Consider the following 20977-nt stretch of genomic DNA (forward strand, 5'->3'; position numbering starts at 1 on the left):
CCTTTCTTAGTTAATCATCTAAAGCAGTAATAATTTGTTCTCGTAACTGTTGCTTTTGTTCGTGAGTCAGCGCTTGGTTGCGGCGCGAGGTAACAATAAAAAGGTCTTCAGCTTGTTCGCCAACGGTGGTGATTTTAGCGGCCAAGATATTTAAATCTAGTGTTTGCATAACTTTTGCTACGCGCGCAACTAGGCCGGGTCGGTCGAGCGCAACTAATTCAAACGCTGTACGGCGTGGATTGCGCTCACTGACAAAATCAACTTTGGTAACCACATTAAAATTGCGCAAGCGCCGGGGCAATCGACGTTGGCCGCTAGGTACTGGCTGGCGTTTGCGCAGCACATCGTGTAGTTGTTGTTTCAATGACTCGATATGGCGGCTATCGGTTAATGGTTGGCCATCATGTTGTAACACCACAAAGGTATCCATCACATAACCATCCCGAGTAGCTAAGATTTGGGCGTCGTGGATGCTTAAATTTTGGCTATCAAGCACGGCTGCAACTGCGGCAAAAAGGTGTTCATGTTCCAAATGATAAATGAACAATTCGGTGGTGCCTTGATTGTTCTCGTCACCTAACAAAATGAGAGGTAACTGTTCATCGGACTGCACCAACAAGATGTGCTGTGAATGCCAGGCAATTTGTTCTGGTTGATGACGTAAAAAATAGTCCGCGGTAAAACGTCCCCACAACTCTTGGATTGCTTGTGCTTGAAATCCTGCACTAAGTAGCAGCCCCATAGCATGGGCTTGATGCTGGTGAATGCGGTGACGCATTTCGGTGGCTGCATTAGGTTTATTTTGCGCTAAAAATTGTTTGGTTGCGTGATATAGATTCTCTAGTAGGGTTGCTTTCCAGTTGTTCCACAAGGTGCTATTGGTGGCACGAATATCGGCTACTGTAAGACAATACAAGTAATCTAAACGGGTACTGGTTTGCACCACTTCAGCAAATTGTTTCACCACCTCAGGATCATGGATATCACGTTTCTGCGCAGTTACAGACATCAACAAATGATGGCGAACCAACCATGCAACTAGGGCTCCATCATCAGGCGGGAGCTCGTGTTGTTGGGCGAAATTTAGAGCGTCGCGCTCACCTAATTCTGAGTGATCACCGCCACGCCCTTTGGCAATATCATGAAAAATAGCCGCTAAAAATAATAGCTCTGGCTTATCCATAGCCGCCATTCGTTCTGCACATAAAGGAAATTCATGTTGATACTCTGCATCACGATAGCGATGGATATTTCTCACCAAGCGATAGGTGTGTTCATCAACAGTATAGGCGTGAAATAAATCAAACTGCATTTGCCCGACAATTTGTTGCCAAGGTGGCAAATAATGCGCCATCAACTGATGTTGATGCATCAGTCGAAAGGCAGTTCCAGCGCCATGTGGATGGCGTAATAGTGCTAGGAACAACTGGCGACATTGAGGGTCGCTGCTTAGCGGTTGGCGCAATTGCGTTCGCGCATGCCGAAGCAAGCGTACCGTATGAGCTTGAATATGAGTAATACTTGGATGGTTGGCGATCACTAATAAAAATTCAAGTAAATGCCAAGGGGTATTAAATACGTGATCCTGGATAGCCGCAATACTTTGTCCAATTTGCTCAAACATGGGTTCAGGCTTAGTTAAGCCTTGCTGCTGAGCCTTCTCTTGGGCCCATCGAGAGCAGGGTAAAGGTTGTCGCTGTAATTGCGCATGACTAGCTAAGATATCCTGCTCAAAAAACTGCAAGAGCATATTGTTGAGCTCATTAACCCCGACGACAGCGTTAAAGTAGTCTTTCATCATGGCTTCAACGCTGCGTTTGCCTGGCTCACCATATCCTAGCCGTGCTGCCACCCCTGGTTGATAGTCGAACAGTAATCGATCTTCAGCTTTGCCTGCCTCTAAATGCAAGGCAAAACGGATGCGGGCTAGTAAGTCGTGGTACTCGCGTAGCTCTAGAAGTTCTGCCGCCGTAATGTAGCCATGCTGTACTAAGCTCTCATCGGATTGGGTTTGAAAATGGCGTTTAGCGATCCAACCAATGGTTTGAATATCACGCAACCCACCTGGGCTACTTTTAACATTAGGCTCGAGATTATAAGAAGTGCCATGATAGTGCTGATGACGACTTTGTTGTTCAGTGAGTTTGGCTTGATAAAAAGCGCGACTAGTCCATGGGAATTGCTGTTGAATAAGTAGATTAAATTGCTGTGCGATAGGCTCATCGCCAGCGATCAAACGTTGTTCTAACAGGCTGGTTGCAACGGTAACATCAGCTTCTGCTTGAGTAAGGCACTCGGCGGTGTTACGCACACTGTGGCCAACTTCTAAGCGCAGATCCCACAGTAATTGAATGAGTTCACGTACGGCTTGCTGTTGGGCATCCGTCAAAGGTGATTGGTACAGAATAAGTAGGTCGATATCAGAATAGGGGTGTAACACTCCGCGACCATACCCGCCTACCGCGAAGAGGCACAACTGATCACTGGCGAGACCAAATTGCTGCCAAAGCTGCTGTAGCATAGCATCCATAAATTGGCTGCGATGCTGCAGCAAAAAATCAATGTCGGCAGTAATGAAAGCTTCAGCTGACCAATGTTGGTAGCGTTCTAAGCAATCACGCCCGCTGGCAAGAGTAATAGTGGCGGGCCACTGAGGTGCTGGTGCAGGCGTCATCGCTGTATCTCGCGTTAGGTTATTGCCAATCTTATTTAGTTGGCATGTTTGATCACTCGGGGGAGGTCTTCATCACTGCGCAAGGTCAATACTTCAACTCCATCCTCGGTAACCAGCAAGGTGTGTTCCCACTGTGCACTTAAACTGCGATCTTTAGTGAGTACTGTCCAGCCGTCACGCATCAATTTGGTGTGGCGTTTACCCGCATTCACCATAGGTTCAATGGTAAAGCACATGCCTGGTTGTAAAACATCACCCGTACCGGCGGTACCATAGTGCAAGATTTGTGGTTCTTCATGAAACACGGCGCCAATACCATGGCCGCAGTACTCACGCACAATAGAATAACCATGCTGCTCGGCATGTTTTTGAATGACTGCAGCGAAATCACCTGTCCGCAGACCAGGTTTCACCATGTGAATGGCTTGATAGAGACATTCTTGCGTCACGCGCATCAAGCGCTCAGCCAAAATACTTGGTTTACCTATCACAAACATCTTTGAGGTATCACCATGATAGCCATCTAACTTGACGGTGACATCTAAGTTCATGATGTCGCCGTCTTTGAGAGGCTTCTCGTTTGGAATGCCATGGCACACCACATGATTCAGTGAGGTGCATACCGATTTCGGAAAGCCATGATAGTTTAGCGGAGCTGGAATTGCCCCATGCGCAATGATGTAGTCGTGGCAAATTTGATCGATTTCTGCGGTGGTTACCCCGGCTTTGATGTGGGGTTCAATCATTTCTAATACGGCTGCTGCCAAACGACCTGCAGCGCGCATTTTCTCGATTTCTTCAGGGGTTTTAATTGAAATGCTCATGCTCATGTTTCAGTTAGCAAATGTGGACGATATTCTAGCAGTTTGTAGCGCTTCGGTGAAGCCTAAAACAGCCCTTAAATTGTTGCTAAATGGGGCTGCTTATGTTATAAAGCGCCCGCAATTTCGAATTGCATAACCATTAACTTAAACACACACATACATCGACACATAGCTCGGGGTGCTCGATGCAGCGATAAGACGTTAGCTGCGGATGAGTCGAACTATGGGATGTATGGAGGCATAACCCCTTACAAAGGAAAATAATCATGGCAAACGTGTCTATGCGTGACATGCTGAAAGCTGGTGTACACTTCGGTCACCAAACTCGCTTCTGGAACCCAAAAATGAAGCCGTTCATTTTTGGCGCTCGTAACAAGATTCATATCATCAACTTAGAAAAAACTGTGCCTATGTTCAACGACGCGTTGAACTTTTTACAGCACGTTGCTAGCAACAAAGGCAAAGTGTTGTTTGTTGGTACCAAGCGCGCTGCTTCTGAATCAGTACAAGAAGCCGCGATTAGCTGCAAACAGTTTTACGTAAATCACCGTTGGTTAGGTGGTATGTTGACGAACTGGAAAACCGTACGTCAATCAATCAAGCGTTTAAAAGAGCTTGAAACCATGAGCCAAGACGGTACTTTCGACAAGTTGACCAAAAAAGAAGCGTTGGTTAACACCCGTGAAATGGAAAAACTAGAGAAGAGCTTAGGCGGTATTAAAGATATGGCTGGCTTGCCAGACGTATTGTTTGTTATCGATGCAGATCACGAACACATCGCGATCAAAGAAGCTAACAACCTAGGTATTCCAGTTATCTCTGTGGTTGATACCAACTCAAACCCTGATGGCGTTGATTATGTCATTCCAGGTAACGACGACGCGATTCGTGCAGTACAACTGTACTTGAACGCTGCTGCAGCTGCTATCAACGATGCTCGTGGCGTTGTTGTTGAAGGTTCTGCAGACGATTTCGTTGAAGCTGAAACTGAATAATTTTAAGTCATCTGATTAGAGGACAAGTACATGGCTATTACAGCAGCTCTGGTTAAAGAACTGCGCGAGCGCACTGGCGCTGGCATGATGGATTGCAAAAAAGCATTGGAAGAGACCGGCGGCGATATCGAAGCGGCGATCGAAAACATGCGTAAAAGTGGTCAAGCGAAAGCTGCTAAAAAAGCAGGTCGCGTAGCCGCTGAAGGTGTAATCCTGACCAAAACTGAAGGCAACACCGGTACTTTGGTTGAGCTTAACTGCGAAACTGACTTCGTTGCACGTGACGAAAGCTTCTTAGCTTTCGGTGATAAAGTTATCAACGCGGCTTTTGCTAATAAAGAAACTGATGTTGATGCGCTTAAGGCTACAGCAATCGAAGGCGGCACCGTAGAAGAAGTACGTGAAGCTTTAGTTGCTAAAATTGGCGAGAACATGAACGTTCGCCGCGTGATGACCATCTCTGGTGCTGACGTGGTAGAAAGCTATGTTCACGGCGGCCGTATTGGTGTACTAGTTGCACTTACCGGTGGCGACAATGAGTTAGCTAAAGACATCGCTATGCATGTTGCAGCCAGCGCTCCACAGTTTGTGAAGCCTGAAGATGTATCAGCAGAAGTGGTTGAGAAAGAGCGCGCAATTCAACTAGATATCGCAATGCAAAGTGGTAAGCCACAAGACATCGCTGAGAAAATGGTTGAAGGCCGTATGCGTAAGTTCACTGGCGAGATCAGCTTAACTGGTCAGGCGTTCGTGAAAGATCCAGCGATTACTGTTGCTGATTTGCTGAAATCTAAAGGTGCCGACGTAGTTACTTTCGTACGTTACGAAGTAGGTGAAGGCATTGAGAAGAAATCAGAAGATTTCGCAGCTGAAGTACAAGCACAAATGGCAGCAGCAGCGAACAAGGCGTAATGCTAAGTTCTGTGGCTAAACTGCTAAGTTGTTAATGAAAACCGCATCATGGTTGGCATGATGCGGTTTTTTTATGAGTAACCTAGTTTGGTTGATAAACTAGATTCAGAATATCCAGTTAAAGTAGCAAAAAGCGCTGGACCTAAGGCTGGAATAGCACAACAATAAACACCAATAAGATGGCTGATGAGTAGTACCTAGGCCTATCTCGCAGCTAACTTTAAGTATCTGTTAGTATAACGACCTGAACATGGAGCGAACCTATGACACCAAGTAGCAAACCGAGCTATCGCCGCGTTTTATTAAAATTGAGCGGTGAAGCCTTAATGGGAGATGAGTCTTTTGGTATTGATGCCAAAGTACTTGATCGCATGGCTCAGGAAATTAAAGAATTAGTAGAGCTTGGGGTGCAAGTTGGCTTGGTCATTGGTGGTGGCAACCTATTTCGTGGTGAAGGTTTAGCAAAGGCCGGAATGAATCGAGTTGTGGGCGACCACATGGGTATGTTAGCAACCGTAATGAATGGTTTAGCAATGCGTGATGCGTTGCATCGTGCTTTTGTTAATGCTCGCCTAATGTCGGCAATAGAGCTTAACGGTGTGTGCGATAGCTACAACTGGGCCGATGCTATTAGTTTGCTCAAGTCTGGCCGTGTGGTGATTTTCTCTGCGGGTACCGGTAATCCATTCTTTACTACAGACTCGGCCGCTTGTTTACGAGGTATTGAGATCGAAGCAGATTTAGTGCTTAAAGGAACTAAAGTGGATGGTGTCTACTCGGCAGACCCGGTTAAAGACCCCAATGCGCAACTGTACCGCCAGATCAGTTACGATGAAGTGCTACAAAAACAACTTAAAGTAATGGATTTAGCGGCATTTACGCTAGCCCGTGACCACAATCTTCCTATTCGTGTCTTTAATATGAATAAGCCAGGTGCATTAAGAGCCGTGATTATGGGCGAAGAAGAAGGTACACTTATTGCTAGTGAAAGCATGCTTAACCCCGCATAATCAAGCGTACGAGCAAGACATAAGGAAACTACAACGTGATTAATGACATTAAGCAAGACGCTAAACAGCGTATGGAAAAAAGCGTAGATGCGCTACGTTCACAAATTTCAAAAGTGCGCACTGGGCGTGCTCATCCAAGTATTTTAGATGGTGTGATGGTACCTTACTACGGGGTAGATACTCCGTTAAAGCAATTGGCAAACATCACGGTAGAAGATTCACGTACGTTAGCTTTGACAGTGTTTGATAAGTCATCAGCAGGTGCGGTTGAAAAAGCCATCATGACCTCAGATTTAGGCCTAAACCCAGCTTCTGCTGGTACTGTCATTCGGGTGCCATTACCACCGTTAACCGAAGAGCGTCGTCGCGATTTAGTTAAAGTGGTTCGTAATGAAGCAGAGCAAGGGCGAGTTGCCATTCGTAACATTCGTCGTGATGCTAACAGCGATTTGAAAGACCTACTTAAAGAAAAAGAAATTAGCGAAGACGAAGAACGTCGCGCTACTGAAGAAATTCAAAAGTTGACAGATACTTATATCGCTAAAATTGATGAAGCCTTAGCGGAAAAAGAAAAAGATCTGATGGAAGTTTAAACTGTTGTTTCTATTCCACATTGGTGGAAAGCGCCGTGTCAGGTATACTCACACGGCGTTTTTTCTTGTATGGCGTTATTTATGACAATCACGGACGTTTCGAGTATTCAAATGCCTAAGCACGTGGCAATCATCATGGATGGTAACGGGCGTTGGGCGAAGTTGCGCGGCAAACACCGCACCTTTGGCCATAAAGCTGGGGCTGAAGCGGTGCGGCAAGCGGTGCAGTTTGCACGTAAAAAAGGTATTCAATCGTTAACTTTGTTTGCCTTCAGTAGTGAAAACTGGAATCGCCCGCAACAAGAGGTTTCAGTGTTAATGGAACTCTTTATGACGGTACTAAAACGTGAAGTAAAGAAGTTACATAAACATAATGTACGCCTACGTATTATTGGCGACAAAAGTGCGTTTAGTGAGCGGTTACAGAAACAAATGGCGACAGCAGAAGCCATGACCGCAAATAATACCGCTTTGAATTTAAATATTGCAGCCAACTATGGCGGCCGTTGGGATATTACTGCGGCGGCAAGACAATTGGCGAGTAAGGTGCGTGATGGTGAATTGGATGCTGAGCAAATCACAACTGATTTATTAGCTGAGCAGTTACAATTAGCAGACCAACCTGAGCCAGATTTATTAATAAGAACAGGTGGCGAACACCGAATTAGCAATTTTCTGCTATGGCAATTAGCTTATGCGGAATTTTATTTTAGCCAAGTATTGTGGCCCGACTTTGATGATAAAGAATTTGCAGCAGCAATCGCTGACTTTAGTTGTCGCGAGCGTCGCTTTGGTATGACCAGCGAGCAACTGCAACGGGCTATTTTAGATACTGATGTGACAACCGGGGACAACCTTGCTTAAACAACGTTTACTGACTGCGCTGGTGCTTATACCTGTCGCCCTTTATGCGGTGTTTGCACTGCCATTAACAGGCTTTGCTGTGGCGGTGCTGATATTGATGACAGCTGGGGCGTGGGAATGGGCGCCATTGATGGGGGTCACCAAACGCCTAGGTCGTATCGCTTATACGCTCAGCGTGAGTGTTATTCTGGCGGCCTTGATGTGGTGGGTGCCGGTTGATCAAGTATGGCAGCAAGGCGAGTTAGCGCAGCCACTATACATCCTGATCGTGCTGGGCTGTGCTTGGTGGGTGTTGGCTTTAGTGTTGATATTAAATTATCCACGTAGTCGGCGAGTGTGGTCGCGTACGCGCTCTATCGTGGGCGTATTTGGTTGGTTAACACTGGTGCCTGCTTGGGCTGGCATGCTGGCTATTCGCTCTTTGAATTATGCTGAGCAGCCGTTGTTTGGCGGCTTTGCTGTACTGTTTGTATTGTTACTGGTATGGGCCGCCGATGTTGGAGCCTATTTTGCTGGGGTTCGTTATGGGCGCAATAAACTGATGCCAGCGGTCAGCCCAGGTAAAACCATGGAAGGGCTTCTAGGTGGTATCACCTTGGCTTTTGTGGTGATGATGGTAGTAGCCCATTGGTTAAAGGTACCTGCCGAGCAATTCGCTGGTTATTATCTAGCTGGGTTAGTCACTGTCGTTGCATCGGTGTTTGGTGATTTAAACGAAAGCATGTTTAAGCGCTGTGCAGGAGTAAAAGACAGCGGCAGTTTGTTGCCAGGGCACGGTGGTATTTTAGATCGCATTGATAGTTTAACAGCTGCGTTACCCGTCTTTGCTTTAGCTTACTTATTGTTATTGGCCTAGTATGCAATCTATTACGATTTTAGGTGCCACAGGCTCGATTGGTAAAAGTACCTTAGCTGTTATCAACGAGCATCCACAACGCTTTAATCTCTTTGCGGTGACCGCACATGCTAATGTTGCGGAGATGCTAAGTATTTGTGCACGTTTTAACCCAACCTACGCGGTTATGGTCGATGAGCAGGCTGGTTTAGCGCTACGGCAGCAGCTGTTAGAACAACGTAGCAGCACGGAAGTACTTATCGGCCCTGCAGCCTTGCTTGATGTTGCTTCAGCTAGTGAAGTAGATACGGTGATGGCAGCTATTGTAGGTGCCGCCGGGCTATTGCCAACCTTGGCAGCGGTTAACGCGGGCAAACGTATTTTGCTGGCTAACAAAGAAGCCTTAGTGATGTCAGGGCAGCTGTTTATGGATGCTGTAGCTCGTTCTGGCGCAGAGTTGCTGCCCATCGATAGCGAACATAATGCAATCTTTCAGTGTTTGCCGACAGCAGCACAACAAGCTTTAGGTCAAGCTGATTTAGCCGCTCATGGGGTCAATAAAATCTTGCTTACCGGCTCAGGTGGCCCCTTTAGAGAGCTACCCTTAGCCGAATTAGCCCAACAAACCCCAGCTGCAGCCTGTGCCCATCCCAATTGGAGTATGGGGCAGAAGATTTCTGTAGACTCCGCCACCATGCTCAATAAAGGATTAGAGTATATTGAAGCGCGCTGGTTGTTTAATTGTCAACGCGAGCAATTAGAAGTGGTGGTACATCCTCAGAGTGTTATTCATTCTATGGTAAGTTTTACCGACGGTTCAGTGATTGCACAACTAGGACAGCCGGATATGCGTACGCCAATTGCTTATGGTTTAAGTTATCCTGCACGTATCAGCAGCGGTGTTGCAGCACTTGATTTCTCCCAATTAAGCCAATTAACGTTCAGTACTGCCGAGGCCGCTCGTTATCCTTGTTTAGCCTTGGCTATTGAGGCTTGCTGGCAAGGGCAAGCCGCCACCACCATGCTTAATGCAGCAAACGAAATCGCAGTTGAAGCCTTCTTAGGTACTCAAATTGGCTTTACCGCTATTGCTGAGATTTGTGATAGGGTATTGAACGAAATAGCAGTGATTCCGGTTAGCTCAATTGACGATGTCATTGCCATAGATCAACAAGCGCGACAGGTTGCCCAGCGTTGGGTGGAGCATTATCGGTTATGTTAACAGTGGTTTGGTCGTTAGCAGCGTTTGTAGTAACGCTGGGTATCTTAGTTACTTTCCATGAATTTGGACATTTTTGGGTTGCACGACGTTGTGGGGTGAAAGTCTTAACCTTTTCGGTGGGGTTTGGTAAGCCACTATGGCAGCGGCAGGCTGCTGACGGTACTGTTTATCAAATCGGTGCTATTCCACTAGGTGGCTATGTACGAATGCTTGATGGGCGCGTTGATGAGGTGCCAGAGCACCAGCGTCATTTAAGTTTCAATGCTAAATCAGTACCACAACGAGCTGCCATCATAGCTGCAGGGCCATTAGCTAATTTCATCTTAGCTATCGTGGTGTTGTGGGTGATGTTTTTGCTGGGTGTGCAATCGGTCAAGCCCATTATTGGTGATGTACGTGAGCAGTCAATTGCAAGCCAAGTATCAATTCCGGTGCCAAGTGAAATTATTGCAGTTGATGGTCGCCGTACGGAAGATTGGCAACAAGTTAATTTAGCCTTCGCTAGTGCTTTAGGGCAGCAACAGGTGACTCTAACAGTGCAAGATGAGCGCTTGCGCGAGCGAGACTATGTATTGGATATTGCGGATTGGCGATTATCTGACCAACAAACGCCAACCTTTGTTGATTTAGGTTTGCAGCCGTACCAGCAACGTGTATCGTTAGTACTGAGTTATGTGGCAGAAGAATCACCTGCAGCACAAGCTGATTTGCGCGTTGGTGATAAAATTGTCGAGTTTGATGGAACTCCTGTAGTAGATTGGTCTCAAACCAGACAGCTGATTATGAGTTCGGCCGGGCAGCAAGTAACCCTAAGCGTTGAACGCAATGGGCAACTACTCGCGTTGCCGGTTACCATAGGCAGCCGCGAACTAGAACAAGAAAGTATTGGTTTTCTAGGAGTAGAGCCGACCGTTGCACCTTATCCCGAAGAATATCGGTTTGTGCAACAGTATGGTTTCATAGATGGATTAGTAAAAGGCACCGAACGAACTTGGGAGCTCATTGTACTCAGTGTAAAAATGCTGGGTAAATTGGTTACCGGAGTAGTGTCAGTAAGCAACCTGAGCGGTCCAGTTGCGATCGCAGAGGGGGCAGGGACTTCGGCCAGTTATGGTCTGGTCTACTTTTTAGGGTTTCTTGCGCTTATTAGCGTTAACCTTGGGGTGATAAACTTAGTGCCATTACCCGTTTTAGACGGTGGGCACTTAGTGTTTCTTGCAGTAGAAGGAGTACGCGGTAAGCCCGTCTCTGAACGCGTGCAAGAAGTTTTTTACCGCATCGGTGGCGCGCTTATATTCGCGTTAATGGCAATTGCTATCAGTAATGATATTCTGCGATTGTCGCAATGAAACGACATGTACAACACAACAATTAAGTAGCACAGAATGACGTTGAAACAGCTGTTCTTGAGCGCCCTGGTAGCAGCGGCGGCTCTTCCTGCACATACTGCATACGCACAAAGTGCAACCCAAGGTTCTGAACCCAATGCTTCCGAGCAGAGTGCCAACAAAAATACCGAAACATTTGTCGTTGAAGATATCCGCGTAAGAGGATTACAACGAGTGGCCCTAGGTGCCGCGCTAACTTATATTCCTATTCGTTTAGGTGACACTGTTGATGCGAACGCAGTTCGTAACAGTATCCGCTCTCTTTATTCATCCACCCACTTTGATTACATTGAAGCGAAACGCGAAAATAACACGCTTATTTTTGAGGTGGTGGAGCGCCCAACCATCAGCTCGATAGAGTTTGAGGGAAACAAAGATATCAAGGATGAGCAGCTCACTCAGAGTCTTACTGATAGCGGGATTGTCGAGGGCGAGCAACTAGATCGTACCGTCATCGCAAGCATCGAAACAGGCCTTGAAGATTTCTTTCATAGTGTAGGTAAATACAACGCTAAGGTTGATGTAGAACTGGTAGAGCTTACCCGTAATCGAGTAAGCGTGCGGTTGAACTTTGATGAAGGCGAATCGGCCGAAATTAAACAAATCAATTTAGTGGGTAATAAAAGTTTTACTGATGAAGAGATACTCAATCAATTTGAGTTGAAAGACAGCTTGCCTTGGTGGAATTTTATCGGTGAAAACCGTTATCAAAAACAACAGTTATCAGGTGATTTAGAAGCACTAGAGAGTTTCTATAAAAACCGTGGTTATTTGGGCTTTCAGGTTAAGTCCGTTCAAGTAACGTTAACGCCAGATCGTAAAGGCGTGTATATCACTATGAACCTTGAAGAAGGTGAGGTATACAGCATTAACGAAGTACGAGTGATTGGTGACTTGAAAGGCCATGACGAGATGGTTGAAGCTTTCACCACCATCAAATCAGGTACGACTTATAATGCAGCACAAATAACAGCCCTAGAAGAGGCTATTGCTCGTTTCTATGGTCGTTTCGGCTATGCGTATCCTGAAGTTCGCGCTATTCCTGAAATTCAAGAGGGTAGCAACGAAGTTGACTTGATTTTCTCCGTCAACCCTGGCAAACGCGTCTACGTGAATAGAATTAACTTTATCGGTAACAATGTAACTGCGGATCAAGTTTTACGCCGAGAGATGCGTCAACTTGAAGGGGCTCCACTTAATGAGGCCCAAGTAGAGCAAAGTAAGGTTCGGTTAGAGCGTTTAGGCTTTTTTGAAACCGTAGAAACCAATACTACCAAAGTAGATGGTAGTGATGAGCGTGTAGATATTGATTTTGTGGTTAAAGAGCAGCCGTCAGGTTCATTTAACTTTAGCTTTGGTTACGGTGACTACTCAGGTCTACAAATCGGTGTTGGTGCGTCGCAAGAAAACTTCTTGGGCTCGGGTAACCGCGCTGCGATCAACGTAAACACTAATAAATATAATCGTACTGCAAGTGTTGCTTATACCGACCGCTACTTTACTAAAGATGGCGTGAGCTTAACCGGTAGCGTGTACATGAGCGAGTTTGATGCTGGTAAGTTAGATAACTACATTCGCTACAACAAGAAGCAATACGGTATTAGCGCTAACGTGGGCTTCCCCATTAGCGAAATCCAAAGTTTAAGCTTTGGTGCAACCTATCGTAGCGAAGAAATTAATGATGTTGAAAGTTACGAGCAGATCACGCGGTTTTATAAACCATATGTTGACAAACGTACTCCAAACGATGGGGTGGCTTTTGACATCTACGAACTTACCGCAGCTTGGAACCGTGTGACTTTAAACCGTGGTATGTTCCCGACAGCTGGGTCATCTAACTCGGTGTCAGTTGGCATATCGGCGCCTTTGAGCGATGTTAATTACTTCCGTGTAAACTACGATTATCGCCAGTATTTCCCATTAACTGATACTCATAGTTTTGTGTTTATGACCCGGATGCGGTTAGGCTATGGTAACGGTTATGGTAAAGATGATAACGGTAACGAATATCTGTATCCATTCTATGAGAACTTCCGCGTTGGTGGACGCGATAATTTACGCGGTTTTGAAGCTAACACCATTGGTCCGAAAGCAGTCTATCGTTATACTCAATCCATTCCTGGCTTGCCGCCGGTAGATGGTGGTCCAGTAACGAGTCCGCTGCCCGAATACACGGATACCTTGGCTGTAAGCCAATACTCGGTGGGCGGTAATGCATTGTTCGTGGGTGGATTAGAATTAATTGTACCAACACCGTTTATTTCTGAAGAGAATAAGAATACAGTTCGTACAAGTTTCTACGTAGATGTGGGTAACGTATGGGATACCGAGTTTAATTACGACGATTATGCCAAATTGCAGCTTAATCCTAACTCGTACCCATTAGAGGATTTTAGTAAGCCTAACTCGTTCCGCGCATCTGCAGGTATTTCTGTGCAGTGGATTTCACCGATGGGGCCGTTGACCTTCTCTTTAGGGCGCCCACTGAAGTCAGAAGATGGTGATAAAACCCAGGTCTTCAGCTTTAATATCGGTACCACCTTCTAATTTGAAAAATTATAAAATATATCAAGGAGTTTTATTGTGAATACTTTAATGAAAACAGGTGTTGCAGCAGCGTTACTAGCTACCGCAGTTTTTGCTAATGCAGCAGAAGCACAACAGAAAGTTGGCGTGATTAACGTGCAAGAAGTATTGCAGAACCTGCCACAAGCTCGTGAACTTGAAACCCAAGTTCAAACTGAGTTTAAGAGCCGTATTGACGAAGTTTCTAAACTTGAAAATCAAATGCGCGAGCTACAAGAAAAAGCGCAACGTGATGCATCTATCATGTCTAATCAAGAACGCTTGAACATGCAGCGTGAAATGGAGATGTTAGAAACCACCTATCAGCTTAAAGTAAAAGCGGTACGTGAAGATATGGGTCGTCGTCAAAACGAATTACGCGACCAACTATTGATGGATATCATGCGCAACACTCAAGACGTAGCTACTGCGCAACAGTTTGATCTTGTTCTGCAGCGTTCAGCGTTAGCTTATGCTACTGAAGCATCTGACCTCACTGATGCTGTGATTAAAAAAATGACTGGTGGCAACTAAGGCTATGACGAATCAGACATTGCTGTTACAGCAATTGGCTGAGGCGATTGAAGCTGAAGTACACGGTGATGGTGAAATCACCATCACTGGTGTCGCAACCCTTGCCTCGGCTAAGCCGGGGCAAATTGCCTTTTTAGCCAATGAAAAATATCGCTCGCAGCTAGACACTACCCAAGCCAGTGCCGTGATTGTGGCACCTAATGTGGAGTTACCAGCTGGTTTGGCGGCCCTGCGTACCCGTAATCCTTATGCTGGCTTTGCTAAAGTAGCGCAACTTTTAGATACCACACCAAAACCAGCTGACCATATTCATGCCTCTGCACAAATTCATCCAACCGCAAAGATTGGAGCAAATGTTGCTATTGGTGCTAACACCGTTATCGCTGAGCATGCGGTTATCGCAGATGATGTGGTGATTGGCGTGGGCTGCTATATTGGACCAAGAGTTGAAATTGGTCGGGCAACCCAATTATGGCAACACGTGGTGGTTTACCATGGCTGTGTGATTGGGGAGCATTGTCTCGTGCATGCAGGCACCATCATAGGTGCTGACGGTTTTGGCTGGGCCAATGAGCAGGGTAAATGGGTTAAGATCCCGCAACTAGGACGTGTAGTTATCGGTAACCGGGTAGATATTGGCGCTAGCACTACCATCGATCGCGGTGCGCTAGACGACACTATTATTAGTGATGGCTGTATTATCGATAATCAGTGCCAAATAGCGCACAATGTATTTATTGATGAAGACACAGCCATTGCAGGTTGTACTGTGTTGGCAGGGAGCTGCCGCATTGGTAAGCGTTGCTTAATTGGCGGTGCAACAGCCATCAATGGCCACATTGAAATTTGTGATGACGTGCAAATAAGTGGCTTCTCGATGGTGATTAAAGGTATTTCTGAGCCCGGCGTTTACGCCTCGGGTATCCCTGCTGCGCCTCATCGCGAGTGGCGCCGGAACGGTGCTCGTTACCGTCAACTTGACGAGCTCTTTCAGCGGGTGAAGAAGTTAGAAAATCAGCTAGCTAGTGCTAGCGAGTAAGAGGACCTTGTTTTGTCAGCAGATGGCGCTTTTGATATTAAAGAAATTTTAAGCTTGTTACCGCATCGGTATCCTTTTTTGTTGGTTGATAAAGTATTAGCTTGTGACCATCAAACTCGGATTCATGCGGTAAAAAACGTGAGTGTTAACGAGCCGATATTTACTGGACACTTTCCTGAAAATCCAATTTTTCCTGGGGTACTTATTTTAGAAGCCTTAGCCCAAGCGGCTGGATTACTTGGATTTAAGATAACGGCAAGCACGCCGGGCGCAAAAGATCTATACTTATTTGCTGGGGTGGATAACGCTCGTTTTAAAAAGCAGGTTCTGCCTGGTGACACTATGCATCTGCATGTTACCTTTGAGAAAGAACGCCGCGGTATTTGGGTGTTTAAAGGACGCGCCGAAGTTGACGGTGAGTTAGCCTGTAGTTGCGATATTATTTGTGCAAGAAGAGAAGTTTAAGTGATTCATTCGACTGCGATTGTTGATAAAAGTGCAAAGCTTGGGGCCAATGTAGAAATTGGCCCTTACAGTATTATTGGTGCCGATGTAGAGATAGGTGATGGCACTGTGATTGGGCCCCATGTGGTAGTTAAAGGGCCAACCACTCTTGGTAAAAACAATCGCATTTTTCAATTCTCTTCGGTTGGTGAAGACTGCCAAGATAAAAAATATGCGGGCGAGCCAACTCGCTTAGTGATAGGTGATAACAACATTATTCGCGAATGTGTGACCATCCATCGCGGCACGGTGCAAGATCAAGGGTTAACCCAAATTGGTGATGACAATCTCTTAATGGCGTACGTTCATGTTGCTCATGATTGCATGGTTGGTGATCATGTTATTTTAGCTAATAACACCTCGTTAGCAGGCCATGTTCATGTGGGTGACTGGGCCATTTTAGGTGGCTTTACTGGAGTTCATCAGTTTTGCCATATTGGGGCCCATGCTTTTACCGCAGTAAATTCTGTGGTGGTGCAGGATGTTCCGCCCTACGTGATGGCGCAGGGTCACAATGCTGTTCCTCGTACCATTAATAGCGAAGGATTAAAACGGCGTGGTTTCACCAGTGAACAAATTTTGAATATCAAACGTGCCTTTAAACTACTGTATCGACAGGGGCTCACCGTAACCGAGGCGGTTTCCCAGATGCAAGAATTGAATGCGGCAGAATTAGGTCCACTTATTGAATTTGTGCAACAAAGCCGCCGTGGCATTATTCGCTAACCTAATCAGCATGTTTCGATGATGAGTGAAATGGAAGTGACACAGTCAGCTCCTCTAATTGCAGTGATAGCAGGTGAGCATTCGGGCGATTTATTAGGTGCCGGAATGCTTGCAGAGTTGCGCGTTAAGTATCCTAACGCTGAATTTATTGGGGTAGGTGGTCCGTTAATGCAAGCGCAAGGGCTCACCAGTTTAGTACCCATGGATGATTTAGCTGTGATGGGAATCGCAGAAGTTCTGGGGCGTCTATGGACCCTACTAAAGCATCGCAAACTGCTGGTTCAGACCATGTTAGCACGACGCCCAGACGTGTTTATTGGGATTGACGCCCCTGATTTTAATCTCCCTATAGCTAAACAGTTAAAGCGCCACGGCATCGCCACTGTACATTATGTTAGCCCAAGTGTTTGGGCGTGGCGCCAAGGGCGAATTAAAGGAATTAAAGCGGCGGTAGACCATGTTTTGTGCCTTTTACCGTTTGAAAAGCAGTTTTATGATCAGCACCAGTTAGCTGCTACTTTTGTTGGTCATCCACTTGCTGATAGTATTGCGCTGCATTCGGATAAGCAGCAAGCAAGAGCCGATTTAGATTTGCCTGAGCAAACTCGCATTATCGGGTTGCTACCAGGTAGTCGGAAAGGTGAGATAGCCAGATTAGGGCCACTGTTTTTGCAAACTGCGCAGCAGTTGCAGGAGCAACATCCGAATTGGTTGTTCATTGCTCCGATGATAAGTTCTGCGCGAGCCGAACAATTTAGTCAGCTCATTGCTCGTTATTCACCACAGTTACGCATCCAACTGATTGATGGCCAAGCCCGTACCGCCATGGCGGCTGCTGACGGCTTGTTACTCACCTCAGGCACAGTCACCCTTGAAGCCATGCTTATTAAGCGTCCGATGGTGGTGGCCTATCGGTTTAATTGGTTAAGTTATCAGTTAATTAAACGCTTATTTAAAGCTAAGTATTTTAGCCTACCAAATCTCTTGGCGGATCAAGCTTTGGTCCCTGAGTTTGCTCAACAACAAGCAACCGTAGATAACTTAGCGCAAGCACTAGAGCGGCAGTTAGATCCTGCCAATCAAGCTATGTTGGCGCAAGAATTTACCCAGTTGCATCAACAGTTACAACAGCGGGCAAATCAAATCAGTGCTGCTGTGGTAGCAGATTTAATAGCACAGTCCCCCAAATACCTTTCTAATAAATAGAAAGGTTTGCTGATTAAATTCCGATTATTATTCGATTAGTTGCCAGCTATACTTACTCCGTTATTAACTGTTAAAGCGGAGGATAAGCAGATGGGCTTATTAGTAGATGGAAGATGGCAAGATAAGTGGTACGACACTGATAGCCATGAAGGCGCTTTCGAGCGCAGTGCAGCGCTATTTAGAAATTGGATCAGTAACGATCAGGATGCTGAATTTAAACCCGAGTCAGGTCGCTACCACTTATACGTATCCTACGCTTGTCCGTGGGCACATCGAACCTTAATCTTTCGAAAGTTAAAGGGCTTAGAAGATCATATTAGCGTATCTGCGGTGCATCCATTGATGCTTGAAAATGGTTGGGAATTTAGCTCACAAGGGTTTGGCGATAATCCGTCCGAATCTTTACAAGATCCTTTATATCAACATAACTACCTGTATCAATTGTATCTACAAGCTAACCCGAACTACAGTGGTAGAGTCACAGTGCCGGTATTGTGGGATAAGCAACGTAAAACGATAGTCAGTAATGAGTCTGCGGATATTATTCGGATGTTTAACTCTGCGTTTAATGAACTCACAGGAAATCAAGTAGATTTTTATCCAGATGAGTTAGCTGAGCCGATTGATAGCATCAATGAACGGGTCTACGATCGTATCAACAATGGCGTGTATAAATGTGGTTTTGCGACTAAGGCTCCCGCATACCAGCGTGCTTACCGAGAGCTTTTTGATGAACTTGATACGGTCGAGGGCATTTTAGCGCAACAACCTTTTCTAGCTGGTGACCAAATTACGGAAGCCGATTGGCGTTTGTTTACCACCTTAATTAGATTTGATGCTGTGTATTACAGTCACTTCAAAACCAACCGGCAGCGGCTTATTGATTATCCTAATCTGTGGGACTATGTACGGCAACTTTATCAAGTACCAGGGATTGCCGAGACGGTCTTAATGGATCATATCAAAACTCATTACTACAGCAGTCATACCATGATCAACCCAACCGGCATTGTGCCTGAAGGTCCGGAATTAGACTTTAATCAACCACATTCACGTGGTTCTGTGTTAGGAGCTTAACTATGGCGCACGTTATTACGGGTCGCTACCGCGGTATCCCAGCTCAAGACGGAGCTGGGGTTAAACTAACGCGGGTCATTAATCAGCCGCAACTACGGCATCAGGATCCTTTTTTAATGTTGGATGAGTTTCGTTCTGATAATCCCAATGATTATATTGCGGGATTTCCACCGCATCCGCATCGTGGCTTTGTTACCCTCACTTACATGTTAGCAGGGCGGATGGAGCACAAGGATTCAAATGGCAACACAGGCGTGGTTGAAGCCGGCGGAGCCCAATGGATGAAGGCAGCACGCGGGATCATTCACGCCGAAATGCCAAAGCAAGAAGACGGCCTGATGTGGGGCTTTCAGTTATGGCTTAATCTACCCGCAGCACGTAAAATGGAGGCGGCTGATTGGGCTGATTACCCGCAACATAAGCTGGGCCTAATCGAGCGAGATAACTATGAAATTCGCGTGATTGCAGGTTCATATGAAGATGCTGTAGGGCCCATTCAACAGCCGGAGCAAGAATTTTTGATGCTGGATGTACGCCTACAGCCGAAAGCGGAATTAGAGTTATCCTCGCAGCAGCAACAGACTCGACTCTTGTATGTCTACCAAGGGCAAGTTAGTCTGAATGGCTCGCAGCTAGAGCGCGGTGAGTTGGTCCGCTTGAATGCCACTGATAATCTACAGTTGCAGAGCTCTGAGTTAGCGGGTGTTGTTCTCTTAGCGGGCCAACCCATTGGTGAACCTATCAGCCAATATGGGCCTTTCGTGATGAATTCGCCGGCCGAAATTGAACAAGCGATTCGAGATTACCAAGCTGGACGTTTAACTGGTTAAGCTAGTATTGCCCGGCTATTGCTAAGGAGTAGAAAGCAAGATGATGCGAGTGATTGTACCTAACGCTGCGGGCGAACCCGAGATGATTCACCAGCAACGGCCCCAAGCTGGCGCCAACGAGGTGGTGATCAAGGTTGCCTACAGTGGCATGAACCGTGCTGATGTGATGCAGCTTGCAGGGCATTATCCACCGCCAGCTGGTGCTTCAGAGGTGTTGGGGTTGGAAGTTAGCGGCTGGATTGCTGAAGTTGGAGCCGATGTTCAGCACTTTCAGCGCGGTCAATCGGTGTGCGCATTACTTAGTGGCGGCGGTTATGCCGAGTACGTGGCGGTGCCGGCTAATCAAGTACTACCTCTGCCAGCTGGGATGCAATTACCAGCGGCTGCTGGTATCTGTGAAGTTTTTGCCACCGCTTTCTACAATTTATACATGCTAGCAGCGGCGCAGCCAGGCGAGCATATTTTATTACATGCCGGTGCCAGCGCAGTGGGGCAGGCAGGATTGCAACTAGCCCGTGAGTTTGGTAACCCGACGTTTGTTACTGTTAGCAGTCAAGCAAAGTTAGACCATTGTAAAGGTCTGGGGGCGGCACAAGGCTGGTTGCGCGGTGCTGGAGATTTTACCGAGGCGGTAAAAGCTTGGGGGGGCGCTGATATTATTTTAGACCCGGTGGTTGGTGATTATTTACCAGCCAATCAACGAGTGCTGCGTCAAGATGGTCGATTAGTGGTGATAGGGCTTATGGGCGGACGTTTGGCAGAGTTAGATGCCGCAAGGCTATTAATGAAACGCCAGCGGCTTATTGGCAGCACTTTAAGAAATCAGCCCAATCAAGTGAAAGCAAGAATTATGGCCGCCTTGTTTGACCACGTATGGCCGCTATTTGAAGCAGAAAAACTAACCGCCAATATTGATTCGATACTTCCTGTGGCACAGGTAGGCGAAGCCATCCAACGACTTAAGCATAATGACACTATGGGTAAGTTGGTGTTGGTTTGGTAGTTAATAATTGTTTGATGAAACCAGAAAGGAAAGTGGTGGAGGGGGCAGGATTCGAACCTGCGAAGGCTGAGCCGTCAGATTTACAGTCTGATCCCTTTGACCGCTCGGGAACCCCTCCACACGAGCGCTGCATGATAGCAGATTGAGCCTGCGTGTAAACCGTTAATAGGGTAAAA

The 20977-nt window shown here is 46.3% G+C and carries 19 protein-coding genes and 1 tRNA gene; 17 read left to right on the forward strand and 3 right to left on the reverse strand.

Features of this window, described 5'->3' with window-relative positions:
* Window positions 1–10: 10 nt before the first annotated feature.
* Together glnD and map are read right to left on the reverse strand one after the other, a co-directional pair.
* The gene (glnD, locus tag KGF88_RS03555; protein WP_153826118.1) at window positions 11–2674 is read right to left on the reverse strand and encodes a [protein-PII] uridylyltransferase; all 2664 of its coding nucleotides are present in this window, start codon (window positions 2672–2674) and stop codon (window positions 11–13) included.
* A 35-nt stretch (window positions 2675–2709) separates the two neighbouring features.
* Window positions 2710–3498, reverse strand: coding sequence for a type I methionyl aminopeptidase (gene map / locus KGF88_RS03560; protein ID WP_153826119.1), 789 nt, complete (start codon window positions 3496–3498; stop codon window positions 2710–2712).
* 266 nt (window positions 3499–3764) lie between these two features.
* On the opposite strand from map, the gene rpsB reads away from it, so the two are divergent.
* The 17 genes from rpsB (at window position 3765) to KGF88_RS03645 (ending at window position 20801) form a co-directional block, all read left to right on the forward strand.
* Window positions 3765–4493: a 30S ribosomal protein S2 gene (rpsB, locus tag KGF88_RS03565; protein ID WP_110075235.1), complete on the forward strand. Its 729-nt coding sequence runs from the start codon at window positions 3765–3767 to the stop codon at window positions 4491–4493.
* Window positions 4494–4523: 30 nt separating this feature from the next.
* Complete coding sequence (tsf, locus tag KGF88_RS03570) at window positions 4524–5405, forward strand: translation elongation factor Ts (RefSeq protein ID WP_110075234.1); 882 nt, start codon at window positions 4524–4526, stop codon at window positions 5403–5405.
* A 263-nt stretch (window positions 5406–5668) separates the two neighbouring features.
* Window positions 5669–6415 (forward strand): UMP kinase, encoded by a 747-nt coding sequence (gene pyrH, locus KGF88_RS03575; protein WP_153826120.1) that lies wholly within the window; start codon window positions 5669–5671, stop codon window positions 6413–6415.
* A gap of 71 nt (window positions 6416–6486) precedes the next feature.
* On the forward strand, window positions 6487–7008 hold the full coding sequence (gene frr, locus KGF88_RS03580; protein WP_153826139.1) for a ribosome recycling factor: 522 nt from the start codon (window positions 6487–6489) through the stop codon (window positions 7006–7008).
* Window positions 7009–7089: 81 nt separating this feature from the next.
* Window positions 7090–7872 (forward strand): polyprenyl diphosphate synthase, encoded by a 783-nt coding sequence (gene uppS / locus KGF88_RS03585; protein WP_202912495.1) that lies wholly within the window; start codon window positions 7090–7092, stop codon window positions 7870–7872.
* Window positions 7865–8728 (forward strand): phosphatidate cytidylyltransferase, encoded by an 864-nt coding sequence (locus KGF88_RS03590; RefSeq protein ID WP_153826121.1) that lies wholly within the window; start codon window positions 7865–7867, stop codon window positions 8726–8728. Before uppS ends, KGF88_RS03590 begins: the two co-directional genes overlap by 8 nt.
* Window position 8729: 1 nt before the next feature.
* Window positions 8730–9929, forward strand: a complete 1200-nt coding sequence (gene ispC / locus KGF88_RS03595) for a 1-deoxy-D-xylulose-5-phosphate reductoisomerase (protein ID WP_153826122.1) — start codon at window positions 8730–8732, stop codon at window positions 9927–9929.
* The gene (gene rseP, locus KGF88_RS03600) at window positions 9923–11278 is read left to right on the forward strand and encodes a sigma E protease regulator RseP (protein WP_153826123.1); all 1356 of its coding nucleotides are present in this window, start codon (window positions 9923–9925) and stop codon (window positions 11276–11278) included. Before ispC ends, rseP begins: the two co-directional genes overlap by 7 nt.
* A gap of 36 nt (window positions 11279–11314) precedes the next feature.
* Window positions 11315–13864, forward strand: coding sequence for an outer membrane protein assembly factor BamA (gene bamA, locus KGF88_RS03605; RefSeq protein ID WP_110075227.1), 2550 nt, complete (start codon window positions 11315–11317; stop codon window positions 13862–13864).
* A gap of 36 nt (window positions 13865–13900) precedes the next feature.
* Window positions 13901–14416, forward strand: coding sequence for an OmpH family outer membrane protein (locus KGF88_RS03610; protein WP_153826124.1), 516 nt, complete (start codon window positions 13901–13903; stop codon window positions 14414–14416).
* Window positions 14417–14420: 4 nt separating this feature from the next.
* On the forward strand, window positions 14421–15455 hold the full coding sequence (gene lpxD, locus KGF88_RS03615; RefSeq protein ID WP_110075225.1) for a UDP-3-O-(3-hydroxymyristoyl)glucosamine N-acyltransferase: 1035 nt from the start codon (window positions 14421–14423) through the stop codon (window positions 15453–15455).
* 12 nt (window positions 15456–15467) lie between these two features.
* Entirely contained in the window at window positions 15468–15920 is a 453-nt protein-coding gene (gene fabZ, locus KGF88_RS03620; protein ID WP_110075224.1) for a 3-hydroxyacyl-ACP dehydratase FabZ, read from the forward strand.
* The gene (lpxA, locus tag KGF88_RS03625) at window positions 15921–16685 is read left to right on the forward strand and encodes an acyl-ACP--UDP-N-acetylglucosamine O-acyltransferase (protein WP_110075223.1); all 765 of its coding nucleotides are present in this window, start codon (window positions 15921–15923) and stop codon (window positions 16683–16685) included.
* A 30-nt stretch (window positions 16686–16715) separates the two neighbouring features.
* Entirely contained in the window at window positions 16716–17891 is a 1176-nt protein-coding gene (gene lpxB, locus KGF88_RS03630) for a lipid-A-disaccharide synthase (RefSeq protein ID WP_153826125.1), read from the forward strand.
* A 90-nt stretch (window positions 17892–17981) separates the two neighbouring features.
* Complete coding sequence (locus KGF88_RS03635; RefSeq protein WP_153826126.1) at window positions 17982–18968, forward strand: glutathione S-transferase family protein; 987 nt, start codon at window positions 17982–17984, stop codon at window positions 18966–18968.
* A 2-nt stretch (window positions 18969–18970) separates the two neighbouring features.
* A complete protein-coding gene (locus KGF88_RS03640; protein WP_153826127.1) occupies window positions 18971–19798 on the forward strand; it encodes a pirin family protein in 828 nt (275 codons plus the stop codon).
* Window positions 19799–19838: 40 nt separating this feature from the next.
* On the forward strand, window positions 19839–20801 hold the full coding sequence (locus tag KGF88_RS03645) for an NAD(P)H-quinone oxidoreductase (protein ID WP_202912496.1): 963 nt from the start codon (window positions 19839–19841) through the stop codon (window positions 20799–20801).
* Window positions 20802–20834: 33 nt separating this feature from the next.
* On the opposite strand, the gene KGF88_RS03650 is transcribed toward KGF88_RS03645, so the two are convergent.
* Window positions 20835–20919: transfer RNA gene (locus tag KGF88_RS03650), tRNA-Tyr, on the reverse strand.
* Between the last annotated feature and the right edge of the window lie 58 nt (window positions 20920–20977).

Source organism: Idiomarina loihiensis (assembly GCF_024584785.1).
Classification (GTDB): Bacteria; Pseudomonadota; Gammaproteobacteria; order Enterobacterales; family Alteromonadaceae; genus Pseudidiomarina; species Pseudidiomarina fusca.

Excerpts from the sequence above, each read along its gene's own strand:
- KGF88_RS03645 (WP_202912496.1), top strand. The coding sequence starts at position 19,839 with ATGATGCGAGTGATTGTACCTAACGCTGCGGGCGAACCCGAGATGATT.
- ispC (WP_153826122.1), top strand. The coding sequence starts at position 8,730 with ATGCAATCTATTACGATTTTAGGTGCCACAGGCTCGATTGGTAAAAGT.
- KGF88_RS03635 (WP_153826126.1), top strand. The coding sequence starts at position 17,982 with ATGGGCTTATTAGTAGATGGAAGATGGCAAGATAAGTGGTACGACACT.
- rseP (WP_153826123.1), top strand. The coding sequence starts at position 9,923 with ATGTTAACAGTGGTTTGGTCGTTAGCAGCGTTTGTAGTAACGCTGGGT.
- lpxD (WP_110075225.1), top strand. The coding sequence starts at position 14,421 with ATGACGAATCAGACATTGCTGTTACAGCAATTGGCTGAGGCGATTGAA.
- bamA (WP_110075227.1), top strand. The coding sequence starts at position 11,315 with ATGACGTTGAAACAGCTGTTCTTGAGCGCCCTGGTAGCAGCGGCGGCT.
- tsf (WP_110075234.1), top strand. The coding sequence starts at position 4,524 with ATGGCTATTACAGCAGCTCTGGTTAAAGAACTGCGCGAGCGCACTGGC.
- KGF88_RS03640 (WP_153826127.1), top strand. The coding sequence starts at position 18,971 with ATGGCGCACGTTATTACGGGTCGCTACCGCGGTATCCCAGCTCAAGAC.
- rpsB (WP_110075235.1), top strand. The coding sequence starts at position 3,765 with ATGGCAAACGTGTCTATGCGTGACATGCTGAAAGCTGGTGTACACTTC.
- lpxB (WP_153826125.1), top strand. The coding sequence starts at position 16,716 with ATGGAAGTGACACAGTCAGCTCCTCTAATTGCAGTGATAGCAGGTGAG.
- pyrH (WP_153826120.1), top strand. The coding sequence starts at position 5,669 with ATGACACCAAGTAGCAAACCGAGCTATCGCCGCGTTTTATTAAAATTG.
- map (WP_153826119.1), bottom strand. The coding sequence starts at position 3,498 with ATGAGCATTTCAATTAAAACCCCTGAAGAAATCGAGAAAATGCGCGCT.
- frr (WP_153826139.1), top strand. The coding sequence starts at position 6,487 with ATGGAAAAAAGCGTAGATGCGCTACGTTCACAAATTTCAAAAGTGCGC.
- glnD (WP_153826118.1), bottom strand. The coding sequence starts at position 2,674 with ATGACGCCTGCACCAGCACCTCAGTGGCCCGCCACTATTACTCTTGCC.
- uppS (WP_202912495.1), top strand. The coding sequence starts at position 7,090 with ATGACAATCACGGACGTTTCGAGTATTCAAATGCCTAAGCACGTGGCA.